At 58.0% G+C, this 22561-nt stretch carries 20 protein-coding genes and 3 pseudogenes; 19 read left to right on the top strand and 4 right to left on the bottom strand.

From position 1 onward, the window contains the following. Positions 1-336: 336 nt before the first annotated feature. Both NKI29_RS31785 and NKI29_RS31780 read left to right on the top strand, forming a co-directional pair. A pseudogene (locus tag NKI29_RS31785) lies at positions 337-518 on the top strand (aminoglycoside adenylyltransferase domain-containing protein); the annotation flags it as partial. Positions 519-551: 33 nt separating this feature from the next. Further along, a pseudogene (locus tag NKI29_RS31780) lies at positions 552-772 on the top strand (transposase); the annotation flags it as partial. Here NKI29_RS31780 and NKI29_RS31775 read toward each other — a convergent pair. The 3 genes and pseudogenes from NKI29_RS31775 to NKI29_RS31765 all read right to left on the bottom strand — a co-directional run. Further along, positions 769-1876 (bottom strand): annotated as a pseudogene (locus tag NKI29_RS31775) (IS701 family transposase); the annotation flags it as partial. The pseudogenes NKI29_RS31780 and NKI29_RS31775 overlap by 4 nt on opposite strands. A 191-nt stretch (positions 1877-2067) precedes the next feature. Continuing rightward, the gene (locus tag NKI29_RS31770) at positions 2068-2424 is read right to left on the bottom strand and encodes a hypothetical protein (protein ID WP_352642639.1); all 357 of its coding nucleotides are present in this window, start codon (positions 2422-2424) and stop codon (positions 2068-2070) included. 69 nt (positions 2425-2493) lie between these two features. Continuing rightward, complete coding sequence (locus NKI29_RS31765) at positions 2494-2730, bottom strand: hypothetical protein (RefSeq protein WP_352642641.1); 237 nt, start codon at positions 2728-2730, stop codon at positions 2494-2496. A gap of 297 nt (positions 2731-3027) precedes the next feature. On the opposite strand from NKI29_RS31765, the gene NKI29_RS31760 reads away from it, so the two are divergent. The 4 genes from NKI29_RS31760 (at position 3028) to NKI29_RS31745 (ending at position 7372) form a co-directional block, all read left to right on the top strand. After that, complete coding sequence (locus NKI29_RS31760) at positions 3028-3279, top strand: DUF982 domain-containing protein (protein WP_352798492.1); 252 nt, start codon at positions 3028-3030, stop codon at positions 3277-3279. Positions 3280-3544: 265 nt separating this feature from the next. After that, positions 3545-3835: a hypothetical protein gene (locus NKI29_RS31755; RefSeq protein ID WP_352798490.1), complete on the top strand. Its 291-nt coding sequence runs from the start codon at positions 3545-3547 to the stop codon at positions 3833-3835. A 370-nt stretch (positions 3836-4205) separates the two neighbouring features. After that, the gene (locus tag NKI29_RS31750) at positions 4206-4988 is read left to right on the top strand and encodes a metallophosphoesterase (RefSeq protein WP_352642645.1); all 783 of its coding nucleotides are present in this window, start codon (positions 4206-4208) and stop codon (positions 4986-4988) included. Between the two features lie 1166 nt (positions 4989-6154). Next, entirely contained in the window at positions 6155-7372 is a 1218-nt protein-coding gene (locus tag NKI29_RS31745) for a D-arabinono-1,4-lactone oxidase (protein WP_352642647.1), read from the top strand. Here the strand turns inward: NKI29_RS31745 and NKI29_RS31740 are convergent. Beyond that, complete coding sequence (locus tag NKI29_RS31740) at positions 7369-8196, bottom strand: MurR/RpiR family transcriptional regulator (RefSeq protein WP_352642649.1); 828 nt, start codon at positions 8194-8196, stop codon at positions 7369-7371. The two genes, NKI29_RS31745 and NKI29_RS31740, sit on opposite strands and share 4 nt — an antisense overlap. A gap of 365 nt (positions 8197-8561) precedes the next feature. On the opposite strand from NKI29_RS31740, the gene NKI29_RS31735 reads away from it, so the two are divergent. The 13 genes from NKI29_RS31735 to NKI29_RS31675 all read left to right on the top strand — a co-directional run bounded on the left by NKI29_RS31735 (position 8562) and on the right by NKI29_RS31675 (position 22034). Next, on the top strand, positions 8562-9434 hold the full coding sequence (locus tag NKI29_RS31735; RefSeq protein WP_352798488.1) for an N-acetylglucosamine kinase: 873 nt from the start codon (positions 8562-8564) through the stop codon (positions 9432-9434). Further along, positions 9431-10444 carry an SIS domain-containing protein gene (locus tag NKI29_RS31730; RefSeq protein ID WP_352625349.1) on the top strand — a complete coding sequence of 338 codons (1014 nt, stop codon included), beginning with the start codon at positions 9431-9433 and terminating at the stop codon, positions 10442-10444. The genes NKI29_RS31735 and NKI29_RS31730 overlap by 4 nt, the downstream gene beginning before the upstream one ends. 138 nt (positions 10445-10582) lie before the next feature. Next, entirely contained in the window at positions 10583-11461 is an 879-nt protein-coding gene (locus tag NKI29_RS31725) for a carbohydrate ABC transporter permease (RefSeq protein ID WP_352693673.1), read from the top strand. Positions 11462-11463: 2 nt separating this feature from the next. Further along, the gene (locus NKI29_RS31720) at positions 11464-12288 is read left to right on the top strand and encodes a carbohydrate ABC transporter permease (protein ID WP_352798486.1); all 825 of its coding nucleotides are present in this window, start codon (positions 11464-11466) and stop codon (positions 12286-12288) included. Between the two features lie 24 nt (positions 12289-12312). Beyond that, positions 12313-13614, top strand: coding sequence for an ABC transporter substrate-binding protein (locus tag NKI29_RS31715; RefSeq protein ID WP_352530977.1), 1302 nt, complete (start codon positions 12313-12315; stop codon positions 13612-13614). Positions 13615-13694: 80 nt separating this feature from the next. After that, positions 13695-15173: a sulfatase family protein gene (locus tag NKI29_RS31710; RefSeq protein WP_352579675.1), complete on the top strand. Its 1479-nt coding sequence runs from the start codon at positions 13695-13697 to the stop codon at positions 15171-15173. 144 nt (positions 15174-15317) lie between these two features. Further along, positions 15318-16148 (top strand): MurR/RpiR family transcriptional regulator, encoded by an 831-nt coding sequence (locus NKI29_RS31705; protein WP_352798484.1) that lies wholly within the window; start codon positions 15318-15320, stop codon positions 16146-16148. A 75-nt stretch (positions 16149-16223) separates the two neighbouring features. Continuing rightward, on the top strand, positions 16224-17372 hold the full coding sequence (locus NKI29_RS31700) for an ABC transporter ATP-binding protein (protein WP_352693667.1): 1149 nt from the start codon (positions 16224-16226) through the stop codon (positions 17370-17372). A 1-nt stretch (position 17373) separates the two neighbouring features. After that, entirely contained in the window at positions 17374-18324 is a 951-nt protein-coding gene (locus NKI29_RS31695; RefSeq protein WP_352579678.1) for a carbohydrate ABC transporter permease, read from the top strand. Between the two features lie 2 nt (positions 18325-18326). Beyond that, the gene (locus NKI29_RS31690; RefSeq protein WP_352579683.1) at positions 18327-19160 is read left to right on the top strand and encodes a carbohydrate ABC transporter permease; all 834 of its coding nucleotides are present in this window, start codon (positions 18327-18329) and stop codon (positions 19158-19160) included. Positions 19161-19200: 40 nt separating this feature from the next. Further along, complete coding sequence (locus tag NKI29_RS31685; protein ID WP_352642660.1) at positions 19201-20457, top strand: ABC transporter substrate-binding protein; 1257 nt, start codon at positions 19201-19203, stop codon at positions 20455-20457. A gap of 60 nt (positions 20458-20517) precedes the next feature. Next, on the top strand, positions 20518-21327 hold the full coding sequence (locus NKI29_RS31680) for a phosphodiesterase (protein WP_352579680.1): 810 nt from the start codon (positions 20518-20520) through the stop codon (positions 21325-21327). Next, entirely contained in the window at positions 21324-22034 is a 711-nt protein-coding gene (locus NKI29_RS31675; protein ID WP_352579681.1) for an HAD-IA family hydrolase, read from the top strand. The genes NKI29_RS31680 and NKI29_RS31675 overlap by 4 nt, the downstream gene beginning before the upstream one ends. The last annotated feature ends 527 nt before the right edge of the window (positions 22035-22561 follow it).

Below are 22561 nucleotides of genomic sequence, written 5' to 3'. Positions count from 1 at the left end.
CCCGACCAGCTCCGCCGATCGCCCGTTGCTCAACCCGCGCCATACGGCGTACAACCCGCCGAGGCTCTAATTGCGGCTGGATGAAAATTCGGTGGCAGGTCACGGAATCGAAGCTGGCCGTTGGAAAATCTGCAGCTTGGACAATCATCTCGATCAAAACCGTTTCAAGTTGTGGCGTGCTACCCATCCAGCAACGTAGTCGGGAGACTCCCGCATAAATCAAGCAGGCGTCGTGGCGTATCCCCGGAGATCATCGGCACAGGCGGTCGGGCAATGAGTTTTTGTGTTGGCAGGGGAAGCATTCCAAGCAGGCGAGGTTCTACAGCTTGTCTCGGCCCCGAACTCGCTCTGGTGTTGGCGCAGGCCCGGCAAGAAGCTCGCCCCTTGCTCGGCCCGACCGCAACCAAGAGCTTCTGCCGGAAATCACTGCGGAGCACGTTCGCCGCGCAATGTGCGATGCATTTCCTTCACTGCTCGATAAGGTGACAGGTGACGAACGAAACGTCCTACTGACACTCCACATCGGGCCGGATTCTGATTCAGGGCTTACCATGAGCCGATATGGTCTGACAGAACTTGAATGGTGATCGAGCCGCTGCTACCCAACAAACCAAGAGGTGTGCCGCGTGTTAATGATCGGCGCGTGCTGAACGGCATCTTCTGGGTGCTGCGCTCCGGTGCCCCATGGCGTGACCTGCCTCAGCGCTATGGCCCGCGCACCACCGGTTGCAACCGCTTCGTCCGATGGCGAAAAGCAGGTGTGTGGCTGCGCAGTGGCTGATGCGCCTGTTCGCAGACCCAGCGCGCCTTGATGGCGCCTGCGATCTGCTTGAGCGAGGTGTCGGCGGGCAAGTTGGAGAGGTAGTATTTGCGCTCGCCGGTCGAGCGGTGCTCGCCGATCACCCAGACCTCCTCGCCAGGCAGATGCTGAGCGCCCATGTCGCGGATGCGCTGGGGTGGGCCATCTGCAACCCGGACACGGACAGCGGCGAAGCGGGCCGAGAGGCGGCCTTTGGTGCCACGCCGCCAACTGACCGTCCGCCATTGGGCTTTTTCCAGCATCGCCTGCGCGGTCATCGACTTCACATCGGGGATATGCCGGCGGCGCGGGCGGCCGTGTCCGGCAACGGGGAAGATCATCGCCACGTCGGCGGCATAGACCTTCTGCTTGAACGGGATACCGACGGCCCAGGTAAGGCCGCGCTCGGTGAGCGGCTGCCGGAAGGGGGCGCTCAAGCCATATCCGGCATCGGCGAGCACGCAGCCAAAGCGTAAGCCGGCTGCGCGAGCCCGGTCGATCTCGGCCAGCGCGATTTCGGGCTTGGTCCTGTAGGCACGATGGTCCTCGGGCACACCGGCACGGTCGAGCCGGGCGGGATCGGAAGTCCAGCTCTCGGGCAGAAACAATCGCAGCCCCACCATGACCGGCACTTCGCCAGAGGCCAGCGTCGGCGACACCAGCGTCTGGCAGTTGGCGTTCTTGCCAAGCGCCGAGGCATATTGCGGCGCGACGCCGACCGAGTGGCGCCCCTTCTTGGGGAGCGCGGTGTCGTCCACGATCAGCCACGCATCGTTCCCGCCAACTTGTTTGTCGGCCTCCGCGAGCAGCACCTTCTCCAGCGGCGCAGCATCCCACACGCCGCTCGCGATGAAGTGGTGCAGCTGGTCATAGTTGACGCCTGCGTCGCGCGCCGCCATCGGTTGGACGCTCTTGCGATCCCCAAGGCCAATCAGCCCAGCAATATAGGCCGGACACATCCGCGCACGCGTCTTGTGCCTCAACGCCGAGACGAACGGCTCAAGCCACCGCTCCAGATCGAGTTGCCAATCCCTGTTCATGGCGGGCCCCTCCAAAAGCCGACCTCTCATGAATCACGCAAAACGGCTCTTGGGAATCCTCGAAACGCTCCCGGAGCTAAAAATCTGCCAAAGTAGTGCTAAGGTTTGCGGAGCCTCACGCCGGCGCCGCCGCCGTTCTCCGGGATGAACTCGACGCCGGCGGCCTAGAGGGCGATGCGCAAGGCAGCAACGGTTCGCTCTTGCGCTCGCGACTCCCGACCCTCAGTTTTAGCAAACGTAGGTGTGTTCAAACTCCGGGCGCCAAATCTCGACGCTGGTTTTGATCTCGCAGGTCCGGCCAGTTTGAGCGAGGTACTGCAGGGCGACAGCCTGGTGCGCCGCAACGACTGGATCGAGCTTTACCAGACCGACCGTTGCTCCGCTGATGATCGCCGGCGCGGCGATTGTCCCTGGCGACGGCGTTGTCATGATCTTGCCAAGGTCCGGACGATCGAAGACCCAGAATGAGCCGCCAGCGGTCTGGACGACGTGCTTGGGTGCGACAGAAGCGCTGTATGTTTTGAGCAAGTACCCGCTGTTCTGGCAACCGGCAATCACCAGAGCTGCGGCCAAAACCGCGATCATTCTCCCCTGCCCATAGCGCTTTTGGATAGAAGCATAGGCTATTTCCCAAGTCGATAGAACGGTTGGGCGTCAGCCGGGACAGGCCCCAAGCGCCTTGCAAATAAGCGAGACCAGTCTGTCGCGCGCCCGCTGGTGGAGAGCATCTTTTGGGCGCCGTGCAAGGAAGTCGTCGAGGCTCATCCAGTCGACGGGATTTGTGCCGGCGCCTGGCCGATTGAACTCCACATAGAGATGCAGCTCTTCAGGCAAGAAGACGACCCGCCACATTCCGCTGGGGTCGCTGGCGAGGCCATGGGCAACGGTCATGACGATCACTCCTCTGGCCCAGCTTCGCCGATCTGCACGCGAGATTTCCATCCTCAGAAATGAGTATTGACTTCCGTCTGCGGATGCCTGCGCCGGCAAGTGGCCGGTAGCGATAAGGACGGTTCTCGCTAATTTGAGGACCGCAACGCGTTGGCGAGTCTAGTCAGAGCGATCAAGCCCGCGCTCTGGACGAGGTCCCATCCTCACAGAATGTTCGCCCACCGGGACAAACGTGACGCAACGGAATGGAGGTTTCGACCGTAAGCTCTTGTGGGGGTTGCGGAAGGAGACCTGTTTATGACCAGCGAACGAGACGTCGGCACGTTCGAAGAGCCCGTGACCGTTTTGCTGTCCTCGGGCAAAGTCAGTGTTTCGAGCACCCGCGAAGCCGCCGAAATGCTGCTTTACCGCTGGCCCATTGGAGAAACCGGGCGCCGCATCCAGGCTCGCATGGCGTGCATGAAGGTGTTCGGCGGCGGCAGCGCACCGGAGGTAGCGCGCGTGGCATTTCTCAACGCCGCCAAGGAAGCGAAAATCCTGAATGCTTGACATCTCGTCAACGCGTGCCCCACCACTGTCCATCGTGCATCACTCTTGCAGCCGCCATTACATTTGTGCAAACATCGTGCGTCGATCGTGCGGAGACGCCGAATGCTTGCGCGAGAAGGCTGGAGCCGCGGATCTGCACTCTACGTCGACCCGCGAGTTGACGCGCTCTGTGGCGAATTCGACGTAGAGATCGTCCCCAAGGGCCGCTATCCGTAAGAAGGCCAGACGCGCGCCGTCGGCTCCATCCGCCGGCTGATCGACAATCATGGCGCTGAGCATGCACGGTTGGTCCTGTGTGTCCTGGCTGAGGGCCGCGGCGAACCACGCGCTCACCGAAGAAAGCAGCCTGACGGCCGTCTCTGACTTGCTGCACGGGATGGCGGCCGATCTTTTGAGATCGGAAGTTGCCAATGCCAGGCAGCGCATCCACCGGACCGAGGTCGCGCTTCAACGCACTGAAGAAATGCCGGCCGAAAATCTCGCGCTGTGCAGCAGGATACGAAACTGCGGTCGAGGCCGCAGACCGCTTAGTGAAGATCGATCCCCCCAGCTTTGAAGGACGTCGCGCGGGTTGAACTGGGCCGGCGTTTCATTCGTCGCGACCTTGCGGCACCCTGCCGCAAGACCTTTATTGGCATCATCTACCGGCCCGGCCGAAACGATTGCAAGCGGTACGCAGCCGTCCACTCTGAACGGGCGGAAATGGCACAAATTTTGAGGTGCCTGTGTACGAAGCGACGAAGGCGGTCGCATAATGGGCCTCGAGGCAACATATTGCGGCGCCCGGTCCATGTCAGCGCCGCTGAAATCGTCGCTTTTGTGGCCGATAAATGGTCCCCATAACGAATGGTCATTTACTGGTCCAACCTAAGACCTGCTTCTTGCCCCATTTCCTTCCGGAGTCGGGCTTATGTAAGTGTGGAGCAATGCAAAAAATCATTCATATAACAGACCCCCATTTTGTCGCACCTGGCAAGATGCTTTACGGCATCGATCCGGCGCAGAGATTATGCGACACCTTGGACCACGTCTCGCGCGTACACGCAGATGCGAAACTCATCCTTATTACCGGAGACCTTGCTGACACCGGGGATCCGGCCGCCTACGTGCTCTTGCGCGAGATTTTGTCCGACGTCCGGCTCCCCGTCTATCTGACCATCGGCAACCATGACAACCGCACCGCGTTTCGAGGCGTCTTCGGCGGAGAAGGCTTCGTTCAGGCGGCTGTAGACCTGCACGAGTGGCTCGTCGTCTTGCTCGACACGAAGGACGACATTAGTCCTGGCGGTTGTCTCGACGGTGGCCGGTTTGAATGGCTCCAAGAGCAGCTTGTCCGTGGCGCCGGCCGACCAGTCGTGGTTGCTATGCACCATTCACCATCGGACTTGCATGTGCCCTGCTTTAGGACATGCGACATGAAGGAGACCGAGCGGTTCTTTTCCATTGTTAAGAAAAACGCATCGGTCCGCCACATGCTCTTTGGTCATCGGCATGTCGCTGCAGCAGGCAGTCTGTCAGGAATCTCCTTCACTGCCAGCCGTGGCACGGCGCAGCATATCGTTCTGGACTGGGAACAATATGGCAAGCCCATATTCGTCGCGGCTGCACCCTCATACGACGTCATCATGTTGGACGGAACGGATGTCGTCGTCCATCGTCACGAGGGACTTGATTTGTTGCCCGTTATTCGTCCGGGTGACCCGAAATGACGGTCGCATCCTCAATCACGACCTCCGATCGGCCTCGGCCTGGACTGATCATCTTCGATTTTGACGGGCACCCTTGCGGAGACGAAAATCATAGCATCCGAGGTGTTCGACAAAACTCGCCGCAGAAGGTGTCCCGGTACATCCGGGAGGAATCAGGCAACGCTCTCCGGAATTGAGCGAAACGATCAACAACCGCCTATACTAAGCGTCATGGCGTGTAAGCTGGCCGGAACACTTAATGGAAACAGTCGAGGTTGAGATCCAGCTGGCCCCTCGATGACTGTTGGCGACACCTGCTCAATTGAACTGCTCCACTGGCTTACCCATTCCCTTTGTGTCGTATCGAGTACATCAGTTTCGACTCATCCACCGCATGAGAGCCGCTGACATTGGGGCTTGTAGGCTCACGGCTCTTCTCCTCCGATAACATCGGTGTCCGCAAGCCCCACCCTTCCGTGCTGCTGATAGCCTCGAAGTTATGGGCGTGTCTGCGAGCGAGCGCCTTCTCATTCAGGACGGCTTCATCGGCCTTAATGCCGCGCGCCTCCGCGCATAATGCGAGCAGTCTGCTGTCCCAGAGGTTCCATGCTATCGACGAGCCGAGAATGCACCTCCAACCATCTGCCTTCGGACAATTCTTCGCGCTCTCAACGTACGTGCCGGATTCGCGACGCATGGAACCTCTTGACTACAACCAATGGAAAGCCAGCCACTTCGCCCAGGTGATAGAGGATGTTTTTATCTCTACATCAGGATGGCTCCATCGCGCCAGTACCGAAAGGCGGGTGCGTACCCTTTGATGGCAGGGGATACCGGCAACAATTTCGGGTTGGTAGCGGCACGGTCTTTTGCGGCGGGCTCTAGTTTCCGGGCCTGAGTTCGGGAGCCATCAAGGCTTGAGATGAGCAGAGCCCGGCTCCGATGAGGCCTGGAAACCGTTCAAGACGGTTTTCGATTGGTGACCCGCACGAGAGTCGGATTTCCGCCTCGGTGCATTCGATCAAGAATGAAAAAAATCGTCTTTTATATACATCGCGATGATGGTATCCATCATACCTATGGTCGCTACCGCCAAATGCCTGAGAACACATAGCAGGAGAACTCCATTGCATTCTTCAGAAACAAGTTCGCCGACACTCGGCCCGAGCTTGATTTGGCGGAACTGGGTGAGCAATCAGGTTTGTCGGGTAAAGCATTTCGCGATGCCAAGTTCGGACGATGACGTCTGCTGTACGATCAAGGCAGCAGCCTTGAACAACCTGCGCGTCCGCGTCGTGGGTACGGGGCACTCTTATACGCCAATTGTCCCCACGGACGGCGTTCTGATCTCCGCGGAGCGCCTATCCGGGATCGAAAACATCGACCACGCCAACGGCAAGGTGACGCTTCGCGGCGGAACGCGGATTTGTGACGTCGGCTCTGAACTGCGCTCTGCAGGTTGGGCGTTGCCGAATCAGGGTGATATCGATCTGCAAACCATAAGCGGGGCCGTATCGACGGGTACGCATGGCAGCGGAGATAGTTTAAAATGCTTAGCAGGGCCGATAGTTGGAATGCGGATAGCGACTGGCGACGGATCGATCGTCAATGTCGATGCCTCACAAAACCCGGATGCCCTCAACGCTGCAAAAGTCTCCATCGGAATGTTCGGCGTGGTACTTTCCGTCACGATGAAGCTTGTTCCCGCTTTTGATCTTCATGACAAAATATGGCGTGAGGATTTCGAAGAATGCATGGATCACCTGGATCAGCTATGCCAAAAAAATAGGAGTCTCCGCGTTTTCTGGTGCCCGACCGAACACTCGGCCTCGTTATACAGCCTGCCCAACACGTTTGGCATGGGACGTACTCGCAGCAAATCCGATGTCTGCGAACTGAGGACGCTGAACGTCACGGCTCAATCGCCGGAGTCTGTCGAAGATCGGGTCGGCGAGAGAATAGGGCCGAGCTACCGGATATTTCCGGGTTCAATTCCGATGCCGAACCATAATGAATGCGAGTACGCGGTGCCCTACGGGGACGGTCCGTCGGTATTCCGCGAAATCCGGAAGCTCATAAAGACAAAGTATCCGTCGCAGATATTCCCGGTGGAGTATAGAACCGTAGCGGCTGACGCTATTTGGCTGAGTCCATACTTTGAGCGAAAGACTGCGATGATATCCGTGTCCGGCGCAGCAGGAGAGGACTACTGGGATTTCATCCGTGATTGCGAGACGATCTTTTCCTCAGCGAACGGTCGTCCGCACTGGGGCAAACTTCACAGTCTGGGGCGGCCGGAGATCGAAGGCTTGTACCCAAGGTACCGGGATTTTGTTTCCCAAAGGGCTCTCTTTGATCCCGACGGTCGTTTCCTTAACGACTACCTGCGCGAACGTTTCGGTTAAAAGCTTTTATCTATGGTGGCTTCTGCGGTTCGCTGCATAGCCGCCTGGAACTTGCTGCCATCTTTAGCGATCATGTTGGCGAGGATGTCGATAATCAAATATTGTCCAGCGACCCGGGAGAATGCTCCTCGCATGATGGGGGTGTCCGTCGAGGATGCTGCCAGCACAGCGTCCGCCTTGGCAGCGATTGGACTGCGTATGTGACATGTGATTGCTATGGTGAACGCGCCAGCAGCCTTGGCTGCCATGAGTGAGTTGATGGTATCCTTGCTCGAGCCAGATTCCGAAATTGCCAGTGCCACGTGCTTGGGTCCGAGATTCACCGCACTCATGACGGCGAGATGCGGGTCGTCCAGCACGCGCGACATCAGTCCAGATCTAATAAACAAGTAATGCGCATATCGGGCCACATTCGCAGAGCCGCCCAAACCGTAGAGATCGATACTTTTCGCTCGTATGATATGTTTTACCGCCAATTCGAGAGCGGCCTGGTTCAACAGGTCCTTTGTCTGACTGAGTGCCGTGACGGCCATGGACAGCGTATCGTCGATGATGTCACCGGACGGGCTGGCATGTCTGATTGTCTGGTTAGTTGAGAGTTCGATTCCCAATGCCAGTTTGAAACGCTGAAAGCTCGAAAATTTGATGTCTCTGCAGAACCGCAAAACGCTCGCTTCGCTCGATCCAGATCCGTCAGCGACCTCCGTGATGGTCTGGTGCACGACCTTCGCGGGATCCTTGAGGACGTACTCACTGATGCGAAGGAGTGCCGGACTGAGGCTCGGCTGAGACGATCGCAATCGCGCTAAAATGTTTTCCTGCATTAAAACGATTCCCTTGAGATCACGGGGCTCCAGCTCCTCTGGGTTTGATTTGACGCGGGCAGCGAGAGCAATAGGAACTTTTCAGCACATTGCCAAGCAGTGAACATAATTTTCGTTAGGGCTCTAGCGCCTGCCTCCCTTTTTGCACCTGACATCCGACATCCCTTCGTCGACGGCAAGATAACTCGAGATGATGAAAAAAACCATCTTTTGTGAATGAGAAAATAGTGATATTCCTCTAGAAATAGACTGGAACCGCGGCCGCTACATGCTAATGCGAACAGAGTGAAGAGATGGGTTCTATAACAATTGGTGTCGATATCGGTGGCACCAAAACGCATTTGAGGACTTGCCTGGACCAGGGTATGGCCCGCGACTTGGTCGTGCGAACCAGTGAATGGCGTTCTGGCGCCTATGACCACGATATCCCTGGACTTATCGCGCTAATTCGCAGATTTGCTGCTGGCGCCACGCCCAACAGCATCGCGATTGGCTCTCATGGATGCGATGATGAGGAAGAGTGCGCCGTCCTCCAACAGCCACTTTCCAATCATTTTGCCTGCCCCTTAAGGGTCGTCAATGATGCAGAACTTTTTCCCCTCGCCATGGGGCTTTCCAGCGGAATTGGTGTCGTCGCGGGCACTGGCTCAATCGCCGTCGCTCGGGACCAGAAAGGCAAGATGCATGTCGCAGGCGGTTGGGGCTGGGCAATCGGAGACGAAGGGAGCGCTCCAGGTTTAGTACGCGAGGCCGGCCGAGCAGTGCGATTGCATATTGACCTGGGAGGGGCGAGGTCAGAGCCGCTTGTCGAAGCGCTTTGTGAGGCATTCGGACTGAATAGCCCCACGAACATCGGCACCGCGATTGCGAAGGAAGGCAGCGCCTCGGCTCTGGGGCGATACGCACCCGTTATCTTCTACGCCGCCAATGAAGGTTCGTCCTTGGCTAAACGCGTTATTGACGAGGGCGCAGCGGCCCTGACTCAGTTGGTCCACCATCTGATGTTAGGCGGCGTGCACGACAAACATGTTGTGGTGGGCGGTGGGGTCATTCTTGCTCAACCCCTTTTAGCCAACGCATTTTCTCACGAAATTGCCAGCCGCTTCGGGGCCACCCTAGCCGTCACTTTCCTTAACAGGCCGCCGGTCTTGGGAGCCTGCGTCATGGCGCAGCAACTTCGCACGGGTGGCGCCAGCACTGAAGGTCCAATCATGCCTCAACACAAGGATGTTCAATGACTTACAGATCGGCGATTGCCCGTCAGCCTGATCAGTTTCGCCATGCGTTGGAAGTTGTCCGACCGCAGCTTCGGAAACTTGATCTTTCCCAATTCAAAAACGGAACTTTGGTCGTTACAGGGATAGGCGCGAGTTACGAAGCTGCGGCGGTGGTGACCGGCGAACTTCAGCGTCGCGGTAGGCGGGCAAATACCTGGCGCGCTGTCGATCTCGTTGAGCCGGGAGATCCTGGCGATTCCATTATCGTGCTTTCTGTCGGAGGAAGGAGCGTCGAGCCCATTGCTGCGCTTAACGTGCACAGTCAGTTGCCGTCCCTTGCAATCACGAATGAAGGCAATGACCCGCTATCGCGCGCCGCTTCAACGGCAATTCGGTATGAGTCCGGGCTGGATTCGCTGCCATCAAGTACCGGCTTCACAGGGTCGCTTTTGGCAGGCGGGCTGCTGGTTGATGCTCTTGGCGGTGGAGAGAGCTTTAATTGGAACGACATTCCCCACATCGCAAGCGAGGTCCTGAAGACCTCGGCGAAGAAGATGGCTCGTGCTGGCGAAATTTTCCGTGACCAGCGAGCCATCGACTGCGTTGGCGCAATATCCGCCTTTGGTACAGCGGGCGAAGCTTGTTTGCTTATTCGTGAGGCTGTCAGGGTTCCGGCAGGCGCCAGCGACACGCTGCACTACTTGCATGGTCCGATGGAATCTATGGATCAGGCGACTGGGATATTGATATTCGGCGATGGTCGCGAAGTGCGGTTGGCGCAGGAGTTAGCCGAAATCGGCTGTGCAGTTCTTCTAGTAACCGCGAGCGAATTGCCTCACGACCACAAAACCCTGACAGTTGTGAAAGTGCCTCCACTGCAGAACCGTGTTGCCCGGGCCATCGTAGACATTCTGCCCGCCCAGCTGCTGGCGGCCGAGCTGTCCGACGCGGCCGGACTTACGGATGTCCCGTTCCGTTATAGCCAAACGGACACAAAGGTTGCGATGGACGAAACGGAAACGCAGATCTGAGCTCGCACGTCCGGACATAACAACGTTCCGGACCTCCTTCCTAGCCGGACTTTTGACGCACTCGGTCCCATTCAGCTCGCCAATGCCAGCCAGGCCAGGCTTTCAACATGGGCATAGACATCAAGGAGGAACGGACCCATGGCATATTCCCGGCTTAATGTGTCCTGGGCGCTGGTTACCCCCGCGATCGGGTTCCTATGCCTTGCGACGTTCGTCCCGATTGCGGCTGTCGTTGCGCTCTCATTCGTGGATTTCAACATCGCCTTCCCCGGAAAGACGACCTTCATCGGCATTTACAATTACACACGCTTCTTGTCCGACGGCCGATTTATCAACGCTGCTTTCGTGACTTTTGCCCTAGTCGTTATGCCCGTCGCGCTTCAACTCCTGTGTGGGTTGGCGCTGGCATTAGCTTTGAAGGAGAAGCTCATCGGTACACGGTGGATGCGAGCAGCTTCCCTGCTTCCCTCCGTAGTACCGCCAGCGGTAGGCGGAATTGTGTGGAAATTGTTTGTCATTCCTGGTGTGGGCGGCCTGTCTTATTTCGCAAGCTTCTTCGGACACAATTTCGACGCCGACTTGCTGGGAGGCAAGGCCTCAGCGCTTGCTACCGTGATCATCGTGTCGGTTTGGTTTGGGGTTCCTATAGTTGCTTTGCTGCTTCTTTCCTCCCTGGATTCAATCCCCGACGAGATTTATGAGGCGGCCAGCCTCGACGGTGCAAGCTGGGCTCAGGCCCAACGGCATATCTCCATACCGCTTGTCTTACCTGCAATGGGAGCCGTTGCAGTATTTCAAGCCTTGGAGGTCCTCGGCATTTTCCCGGTGATTTTCGTGCTGACTGGAGGCGGGCCTGCAGGGGCGACGGAGCCCCTTAACTTCTACGCTTTCCTGAGCGCATTTACATATCTTGACCTCGATTATGCCGCCTCAATTCTCGTGGCGTTCACAGCCACAATCGTCGGGGCTTGCTTTTGGTTTGTTCGCCGAATCTCGGCTGGCCGAGTCGGGGGCTGATCATGCATCGAGACCTTGGACGATACATCTACGGATATGTCATCTGTGCTGCATTCGCGCTATTCCTATTCTCTCCAATCCTGTGGACACTTTCGACATCTCTCAAAGAGCCGACAGAGATGTTTCAATGGCCGCCGGTGATCGTGGGAGAGCCGTCCATTCAGCACTATACCGCGATAATCGCCGACAAGGACTTTTCTTCGGCGCTCATCAATTCAATTGTGGTCTCATGCAGCACCATTGTAGTGACCATGGCGCTTTCGGTCCCGGCGGCATTTGGCATCTCCCATCTGCCGAAGACTTCCATGCGCAGGCTGTTGACGTTGGTATTGGCGCTCCGGGCTGCGCCAGCGATGATTTACATCATCCCCTATTTTCTCTTTTTCCGCCAAGTAGATTTGGTCGACACGAAGATTGCGCTGATCATCGTCAACACCACGTTCGCTATCCCGCTCGCGATTTGGTATTTATCGGCGTTTTTTGACCAAGTTCCTCGTGAAATCGAAGAGGCCGCTACCATAGATGGCGCGTCAACGCTGCAGGTGATGACACTTATCTCGATACCTATTTCCAGGTCCGGCATCTTAGCAACGGCTATATTAGTCTTTATTGGTTCTTGGAACGAGTTTCTTTTCGCGCTGACGCTAACACGCGATAACGCAAAAACTGCAGCCGTCGCAATTCTGAATTTCATGCCGTTTGAGGGAACTGATTGGGGCAAAGCGGCAGCCGCCTGCGTGCTTATGCTGGTTCCGATCGTGGTTTTCGTGCCGTTCGTAAAGAAGTACGTCGCCGGCTCAACAACGACCGGTTCCGTGAAAGGGTGAAACGTTAGCTCAAGGAGAGAAGCAATGAGGTACATCGGAATTCTTGCTGTCGCATTAGGTGTTGCCATTGGCGGGGGAGCATCGGCTCAGCAGCGGTACGACGGCGTAAAGATAAAGATCCTATCGACAAACTCAGCATACGATCTTGAGCTCAAAAAATTTGCGCACGAGTTCACAGAGAAGACCGGCGCTGAAGTGCAGTTCGATCTCTTCGGTTATGCGCCGACCGTTCAGAAGGTGTCGGTCGAGCTCTTGACACGTTCAAACAGCTACGACGTGGTCTACTTAGGGAGCGAGGAGTTCGGGCGATACGCATCTGGCGATATCCTGGAGCCGCTCGACAACTACATCGACATGAAGAGTGCCGATGTACAGGATTTCATCGCTCCCGTGCTTCGCCTGTACAATAAGGACGGCAAACAACTGGCATTGCCGCATTTCGCGGCGACGCAGCTCCTTTACTATCGTCCCGACTTATTGGAGAAGGCCGGTATCAAACAGCCACCACAAACGTGGGAGGAATTCCGCGATGACTGCGAGCTGTTGAAAAAGGCTGATATTCAGTGCACCGCACTAAGAGGGCAACCCGACACCGGTGAGAATATCTGGTTTTGGGGCCAGGTCCTGTATGCTTTCGGCGGCAAATATTTCGCGCACGAACCGGCGGATCTGACGCCCACGGTCAATACACCCGCCGCTGTGGAGGCGCTGAAATGGTACACAGACGTGATGACCAGGTTCACCGTGCCTGGCAGCACCTCAGCAACGTTTGACGACGTCGTCATTGCGATGCAGCAGGGCCGCATTGCAATGACGGTGGAAGGCGCTCCTACTGCCGGCCGCATTCTCGACCCCAAGCTGTCGAAAGTCGTAGGTAAGCTTGGATTCGCTTTGCCGCCCGGCGGAGTAAGTGGGAGGTTCCCGCCATTTGCGGGACAGGCCTATGTCATCCCGGCGGCATCAGAAAACAAGGCAGCCGCAGCCGCATTCCTTCAGTGGGCGACAAGTAAAGATGTGATGAAACGCATTTCACTCGATAGCACCTTTGTCGCGATCACGAGATCGTCCCTGTGGAACGATCCGGAGATACTTGCCAAGCACGACTACAATTATGGCCACGGGTCGTTCGCGGCAACATATGCTGAAACTCTTCGGGTCGCGCCGGAGTGGTATTATCCTCGAATCCCTGAATTCAAGGAGATCGGCGACCGCCTCGGTCGAGCCCTGCAGGAGGCGGTTGTTGGCAGCAAAAGTGCCCAGGCCGCCTTGGATGATGCTCAGACTGAGGCCGTGGATATCTTAAAACGGGCTGGATATTTGAAGTAGTCTTCACGCACCCGGCCACCGGCGCGATTGACGCGCCGGTGGCGAACGAATTAGACCTCTATTGCGTTTGAGGATCAGAGTTGGGCAACTTTAATATTGTCTGGATTTGCAGTGATCAACAACGTTGGGACACGCTGCGGTGTCTCGGGTTCAAGGGCACGCAAACTCCCAATATCGACCGTCTGGCCGCGAGGGGTACAGCATTCGCTCGTGCGTATTGTCAAAGCCCGATCTGCACGCCGAGCCGAACGAGCTTTCTGACGGGGTTGTATCCGATCGCACACCAAGTGCATCAAAACGGCGCCGGCACGTTTCCTTCGCATCTCGTTTTGCTCCCAAAACTGATGGCGAATGCCGGATACTACCCGGGGCACATAGGGAAGCTGCACCTATCTGCCACTCGTGGCATGATAGAAAAGCGCCCCGACGATGGATTTGCCGAGTTCTACTGGAGCCCTGAGCCATTTCCGGAGTGGTCAGGCAACCATGACTATCATGCGTGGATGTGGTCAAAAGGGGTCGATCCCGTAGCCTACTTCAAACCGTATCTTGACCAACATTATGGCCCGGGACCGGCCGCAGAATATCGGCAGGCGCGTTGGGCAGGCGATCGGGCAGAGCGTTTCATCAAGATGCATTCTGGTCGTAATTGGTATTTAGGCATTAATATCGACGCACCTCATCCGCCTCTCAATCCCCCGCCTGACTACCTCAGGCGTTTCAACCCAAGTGATATGCCTGATCCTGTCTTCAGGCCGATCGATCTCGAGCATCAGAAGAAATTTGAACGAGTCGATCAGCAGGCAAAATTCGCGGTGGATCCGTGGCAGGCCGCAGCAGCCGTCGGTCAGGCGCACAATGACGAGATCGCCGGGCCCACGCATGAAGCGCCACCCACGAACTTCGACATTTGGGAGATGAGAGCGGCATATCATGCGGAGGTGGCTCAAGTCGACGATCTAGTCGGCCGGGTACTGGACGCTTTGACGGAAACCGGCCAGCTGGATCGCACCATCATTGTCTTCATGAGCGATCATGGTGACATGATGGGTGACCACGGCCTGCTCTACAAAGGCTGCCGTTTCTATGAGGGTCTGGTGCATGTCCCGCTTATGATTTCCGTGCCCGGCAGCTCAGCCCAAGGATCGGTGTCGAATGCACTCGTCGAGCTGGTTGATATTGCGCCCACATTGCTCTCGTTGTCGGGTCTTGAGATCCCCAGCGCTATGCAGGGGCTGTCACTCGACCAGATGCTGCTTGGCAACACCTCATTGGAATACCACAAGCCGTACGTGGTCAGCGAGTATCACAATTCTCTCCGATTCCACGGGAGCCGGGGGTCACGCGCATCAATGTACTATGATGGACGCTATAAGCTAAATGTATATCATGATGTTGGAATAGGAGAGTTGTTCGATCATAAAGAAGACCCCAATGAGCACTATGATCTCTGGGATAGCGCCCATCAGAGGGGCTTGAAATGCGACCTTTTAGGGCGCAGCTTTTCCGCTATGATGCTCAGAAGTGGATCCGGCCCGAACAGAATTGAGGACTACTAGTCTTCCCAGTCGGGCGAGCACTGGCTAGTCCTGTTCTCCCAATCTCGAAGTCGGCCCCTGGTCGCGCGCGCTTCGGAAGCCAATCGTCGGACGGGTCGATGGCATCTGGCTCTCTTTTCTGCGGCTTCATAAGGTATGGGTATCATGACGATGAGCATTAACTCACCCGCCGCGACAGCGGCAGAGCGCGAGAGCATCTTATCTGGCTTGCAGGAAGACATCGATCATCTGCCGAATGCGCTCGCTCGGATCGCCAAATACATCCTGGAAAATCCTGAGAAAGTGTTGCACCACTCGGTCGGGGAACTAGGCGAATTCGCGGGTAGTGGGGAAGCCAGCATTTTGAGGCTTTGCCGCCAGATCGGCTTTTCCGGCTTTCGCGATTTCAAGCTGGCGCTGGCGGCAGAGATTGGCCGCCCCAGGCCTCCATCCACCGCCGCGCAGCAGCCCAACGCCGCCCTGCAAACCTTGCACGACACGATGGCTCGGAATCTAGGGATCGCACACAGCAATGCCGATCTCGAGGCCCTCGAGAAGCTCGCAGAAGTGATTGCGGCGAGCAGAAGGATAGATCTTTACGGAGCAGGAATGTCGGGCGTGACGGGAGAACTGCTCGCCTATCGGCTCTTGCGAGTTGGGCTTACGGCGCTGGCGTTCAGAAACTCCAACATGGCTCACGAAGTCGCCAACGGACTCAGTCCCGGATGCGTGGCGATCGGCCTTTCGATATCCGGCCTCACCGTTGATACGGTTCAGTTCCTCAAGGGCGCCCGCTCCGCAGGGGCACTGACCGTCGCCATCACCAACCGCGCCCGTAGCCCGCTCGGCAAGTCGGCGGACTTCATCTTGCAGGCCTCCGGCCTTGACGACCATCCGATCGGCGGCACGCTGACCCCGATGATCGGCAAGATCTTCGTGATCGAAAGCCTGATGCTGGCACTGGGAAAGGCGATGGAGAAATCGGTTGCGAAATGAAATTAAACTCCGTATTGTCATGAAAATGAAATAAAGCTCCATTAAGCCCTGTCGCCAACCGAAAGGGAACTCGGAATGGCTGCGTTGGATCTCCACATTGACAATGTCGGCAAGCGGTATGGCGCGACTGATGTGCTTCGCGGCGTCTGTCTAAGGATCGCTGCCGGGGAATTTGTGACACTGCTTGGGCCCTCCGGCTGCGGCAAGTCCACGCTTCTTCGCATAATAGCAGGGCTGGAGCGGGCGGATCAGGGCCACGTGCGTGCAGGGGGCAAGGCGCTGGATACCGTGGCGCCGAAGGACCGCGACCTGGCCTTCGTGTTCCAGAGCTACGCCCTTTATCCGCATCTAAGTGTGTACGACAACATCGCAGCCCCGCTGGTCATGCGCGAGCTGACCAGCTTGGAACGGCTTCCGGTGATTGGCGGCCTGCTGCCAGGGGCCGGCCAACGCAATCGCTCGATCGAGGAGCGGGTCCGTCAAACATCGGCGCTGCTCAAGCTCGATGCGCTGCTCGACCGCCGGCCGGCGGAGCTTTCGGGTGGACAGCGCCAGCGCGTGGCTTTGGGACGCGCTATGGTGCGCAAGCCGAAGATCTTCCTGATGGATGAACCCTTGGCAAATCTGGACGCAGCGTTGCGCATTCATACGCGTGGCGAAATCGCGCGGCTCCACAAGGAAATGCAAACGACGACTATCTTCGTTACCCATGACCAGGCCGAGGCGGCCGCACTTTCCGACCGTGTCGCCGTCATTTTTGGCGGCGAGCTGCGCCAAGTTGCAGCCCCTGCCGATCTTTATCGCGAACCCGTCGATCTCGATGTTGCCCGGTTCCTGGCCCAGCCATTCCTGAACGAGGTCGAGGTGGCCGCCCCTGTCGGCGGCGCGCTCATCATCGACAGCAGTAGGATCATCATTCGCGATGCGCTCGGATCCGGACAGGCCGGAACGCTGGCCTTTCGGCCGGAGCATGCATCCCTCGTCGACAGGGACCGACCGGGCGCCCTGCCGGTTTGCGTCACGCGCATCGAGCATGCAGGGATGGACGCTCACGTCTTTGTCCATGCCGGGGCAGGCGCTGAGTTCGTCGCCCGGATTTCGGCCGAGCGAGCACAATCACTGCGTGGCGGCGACAACTTGGGACTGACCATCGACTCGGAAAAGGCATGGTTCTTTCCTTGGGACGGCTCGCGCCAGAGTCGCGATCACAGCAGGGTAGCCTGATATGGCCGTGGTCGACGACAATCCGATCGGTCGCTTGGCTCAGAACATTTCAGGCGGCTACCGCCCTGCTCGCGCCCAGGCACAAGCCGGAATGATCCTGGCCACACCCGCGACGCTGCTGCTTGCCGCTCTTGTCATCGGGCCCACCGTTCTAGTTTTCTTTCTGTCTTTTACAGATGCTTCGCTTGGTTTGGCCGGTGTCCGGTTCATCGGGCTTGCGAACTATACGCGCATGCTGACGGACCCAGGCTTTGCTCAGAGCCTGCGCAACACCGCGCTCTATGTGGTTGTGGTCGTGCCGACATCAATCGGGTGGGGCCTGCTGGTTGCTCTCTTGATCGCGCGGTCACGATTTGCCATCGTCTATCGCACCGCCTACTTCCTACCGGTGGCCGCGACCCTGGTCGCTCTCGCAACCGCGTGGGAAGCGATCCTGCATCCAAGTCTCGGCTTCGCCAACTCATTGCTGCAGCTTTTGGGCGCATCGCCGGTCAGCTTCCTGTCCGATCCCTCGACGGCCATGTATGCGCTCTCGGCGATCGGCGTCTGGCAGCTGGTCGGCTTCAACATGATACTTTTCGTGGCCGGTCTTTCAACCATTCCGGAGGAGCTCTACGAAGCCGCGGCGATCGACGGAGCGGACACGGGGCTGAAGCGCTTCCTGCTGGTGACTTGGCCGATGCTGGCGCCGGTGACGCTGTTCGTCACCGTAATGACAATCATCCGCGCCTTTTCGGTCTTCGAAACGGTTGCAGTCCTCACACAGGGCGGCCCGATGAAGTCCACCTCCGTCATTCTCTACACATTCTATGAAGAGGGCTTCCGCTTTTTCCGGGTGGGGTATGCGTCAGCGATCTCCGTGTCTTTCTTCGTCTTCGTGACTTTCCTGTCGCTCGTCCAGATGCACGTCTCCGAGCGCCGGGCGCGCTGGAAAGCAAGTGGAGGTCGATGATGATGATCCTGGCGCAATCTTCCGCATCCCGCATTGCCTTGCATGCCGTGCTTGTGACCGGCGCGATCATAATGGTCTTCCCTTTTGTGTGGATGATCCTTGCCTCTATGACTCCACAGAGCGAGATTTTCGACGGCAGCCTGCTGCCAACCCCGACCCTTAACGGCGCGATTGACAATTACAGCACCGCGCTTTCGGCAATTCCGCTTCTTCGGTTCATGGGAAATGGCTTTGTCGTGTGCCTGACAATTCTTGTGTTGCAGGTCGCGATCGCCATCCCGTGTGGCTATGCGATGGCCAAGCTATCCTTCCCCGGCCGCCCAATTCTGCTTGCGGCCGTCCTTCTCGGTCTTCTGGTGCCGGTGCAGATACCAACGATCCCGATCTACATAGCGCTGGCGAAATCCGGGCTGCTCGACAGCTATGCCGCGCTGGTTCTGCCCTGGATCATTTCGGTATTTGCCATCTTCCTGTTCCGGCAGTTCTTCGTGACCTTTCCCGACGAGGTGCTCGACGCGGCGCGGCTGGACGGTTTCAGCGAGCTCTCGATCGCCCGGCGGATCATGCTGCCTGCAGCATGGCCGGCCGTCGCTTCCTTCTCGATCTTCTCTGTCGTGGCCCATTGGAACGATCTCTATTGGCCACTGGTGGTGATCACCACTCCCGACATGATGACGCCTTCCCTTGGAATTGCCTATTTCCGGCAGGCGGGCGAAGGCGCCGGAAATGTCGGTGCGCTTATGGCCGGGGGCGTTCTCGTGACCGCGCCCTTAGTCGCTCTTTTCCTTCTCATGCAGAAACACTTCATCCGGGGCCTGGTGCTTGGCCGACACTAGCTCCGTTTCCAAACCTCATCTCGAACCTCAGGAGAGCAATGTGAAAACCCTTGCAATGATCCTCGCCGCCGGCATCACTGCCGCGCTGGCAGCCATGCCGGCGCAAGCCGACACAAAACTCGATGTCTATTACGCCTGGCCCGAACACGAAGTAATCCATAAGCCGATTGCCGATCGCTTCATGAAGGACCACCCGGACATCAAGATCAACTTCCGCGTCGCCGCGCCGAGTTATGATGAGGCTGTCCAAACGTTGATCCGCCAGAGCATGGCGGGCGAGTTGCCGGACGTCCACTACGTCGGCTTCAATGTGTTGCGTCCGCTCGTGGCGCGTGGGCTCGTGAAGCCCATCGACGATCTCGCTGCCGCGGATCACCTAGCCGAGAAAGGCTACACGGATCAGGTCCTTTCTCTCGCAACAATCGACGGCCATCTCTACGGTCTTCCGTTCGCCATGTCGACGCCGGTTGTTTACTACAATGCCGATCTCGTGAAGAAGGCGGGTGGCGATCCTGACAAGATCCCAGGCGACTGGGATAGCTTCGTCGAACTTGCCGGCAAAATTGGAGCGCTCGGCAATGGAACGTCCGGTATGTATTACCAACTTGGCTCGGACGACTGGACCACGCAGAACCTGGTGCGCAGCTTCGGCGGACGGATGATGAACGACAAGCAAAGCGACATCGCTTTTGACGGTCCTGCCGGCCAGGCCGCAGTCAAGCTGTTCAAGAGATTCCATACCGCTGGTGCTCAGCCGACGATCGACTCGCGCGCTGCCCAGCAGCTCTTCACTTCCGGCAAACTTGGTTTCTTATTCGCCTCTGCCGGCAGTGTGAGTGGCTTTGAAGCTGATGTTGGAGACCGGTTCAAGCTCCGCACCGCCAAGCAGCCGCTAGGCGTTGAAGATGCGACGATGCCGACGGGCGGCATGGTCGCAGTAATCCTCACCGACGATCCCGCCAAGCGCGCCGCCGCCTGGGAGTACGTCAAGTTCGCGACTGGTCCTGAAGGCCAGAGCATTGTCGTACCTAATACCGGATATATGCCGACGAACACGCTTGCCCTCGACAAGGATCATCTCGGCGCGTTCTACGACAAGCATCCGAATTGGTACACCAGCGTGCTCCAGACGCCCCGCGCCCGCCCGTGGTTCTCTTGGCCCGGTGACAACGGTGTTCAGATCGGCGAGGTCCTACGCGACGAAATGACGGCCATCGCGCTTGGATCCAAGGAACCGGAGGCCGCCCTCGCAGACATGGCGTCCCAGGTTCGCGCACTCCTGCCGAAAACCAACTGATCGTCTCGTCCGGGACGCTGCACGCCGTGCGGCGTCTCTCCCTTTTTCGCGGATTTACCAATGAAACTGATCCACTTGACTGATCTCCACCTTGTGCCGGCCGGCGCTATGCTCTTTGGCTTCGATCCGGCCGAGCGAATGCGCAAGACCATCGAGCGCATCAACCGCGATCACGCCGATGCCGAGCTTTGCGTGCTGACCGGCGACCTCACCGACGAGGGAGACTTCGCTTCCTACGAACTGTTACGCGAATTGCTTCAGGAGATGCGCGTGCCCATCCGGCTTCTGCTCGGCAACCACGACAGTCGTCAAAACTTCTTACGCGCTTTCCCCGGCGAGCCGCGCGATAGGAACGGTTTTGTCCAGTCAGTCCATGACACCTCGGTCGGGCGCCTCATCTTCCTCGACACCCTGGTGGAGGGTCTTGGGCATGGCGCGCTGAACGAGGGACGACTGGAATGGCTGTTAGAGCGGCTCACCGAGAGGCCGCAGGCGCCGGCGTACCTCTTCGCCCATCATCCGCTACAGCCGATCGGCCTGCCGCACTTTGAGCCTTGGAATACGGAGAACTGGCGCCAGACTATGCGGGCGATGGTGGGGGCCGGCAATGTGCGGCACGTCTTCCATGGTCATGTGCACGTCGATGTCAGCGGCACCTGGAGCGGCATTCCGTTCAGCGCAAGCCGTGGGGTTGCACATCAGATCATACCACACTTAGCGCGCAGGGATGCGGATTTTGTCGAGGACGCCCCGGCTTTCGACGTCGCACTGATCGACGATGATAGCGTCCTTGTCCACCGTTTCGAAGTCAACGACCGACATGTGGTTGAGGTCTCCGTTGCGGGCCCGGTTCCGAAGGACGTGCAATGAAACAACAGAACCCTTATGAACTGGTCATCTTCGATTGCGACGGCGTTCTGATCGACAGCGAGACGCTGGCAAGTCGCATTGATGCCGAGGAACTTACCCGCATCGGCTATCCCACGTCGTATTCTGATGTGGTTCTGCGCTTTACCGGCCTGTCCTCAGCCACCATGCGGAAGATGATCGAAGAAGACTGGGGCCGCCCTCTCCCCAGCGACTTCGACACCATCGTGCAATCCCGGATCAAGGAAAGCTACCGGACGGAACTGCAAGCCATCAGTGGTATTGACCGGCTCCTGCATCAGTTGTCGTTACCTCGCTGCGTCGCCTCAAGCAGCGGCCCCGACAAGCTGCGACTGGGGCTTGAACTGACGGAGCTTTGGCCGCACTTCCATCCGTACGTGTTCAGCTCCGTCATGGTAAAGGCGGGCAAGCCTGCACCGGACCTGTTCCTGTTCGCTGCGGCTCAAATGGACACTGAGCCGGCGCGCTGCGTCGTGGTGGAGGACAGCATTGCCGGCGTCGGAGCCGGTGTGGCCGCTGGGATGACAGTGATCGGTTTCACGGCGGGCGGCCACTGTTTCGAGGACCACGGTCAACGATTGCTCTCAGCCGGCGCTGCTGTCGTCGCGCGATCAGCTGAAGAACTTGGCGTATTGCTGATGACGAGCGAGGTTCAGCCGCGTTCAAAGATCGCAGAAGGGACCCGGTAGTAGCGTGTGCTGCAACGCCTTCGTGGCTAGGGAACACACTCGGCCTCCACGAACGTCCACCTTTCGACGCTCATTGCACCCCGGAACGGCTAATAAGCGCGACAGGATGAGGCTGGACCATATCTATTATTCCCGAGCAATGTTTTTGACGCGCCATGTGAGCATCGCGGCAACGCAGATCTGAAGGTTAGCGTAGGGGAGGGGAGGAAATATCCAGATCCCCGTTCGCCACCGCCTGACAAGCCTGGTAAGTAAGAATGAGCGAGGCGGCCACGAGCGGCACATCCCAAACGAGCAGCCAGCGGTCTCGAATGCGGGCATACCGGTGTAGTGCGTCGCCGCGATGCCGCCTACCAGGAGCGCACCACCCATGTGGACGCGTGGCGAGATGTCGATCGTGAGACCCCAGGGATCGCGACCAGCAACTGTCAATGCCGCTCGAATTTTCCCCAAAAGTGCCGAAGTAAAATTCCCCAGTTTCGCCGCTCAGGCTGTTGCGGAAGGGTGTCCATTTTTCGGCGGCCGGC

Source organism: Mesorhizobium sp. M0678, from assembly GCF_040320505.1.
Lineage (GTDB): Bacteria > Pseudomonadota > Alphaproteobacteria > Rhizobiales > Rhizobiaceae > Mesorhizobium.
Note: the sequence above shows the minus strand (reverse complement) of the source record. Positions and strands in the feature narration are given on the sequence as shown.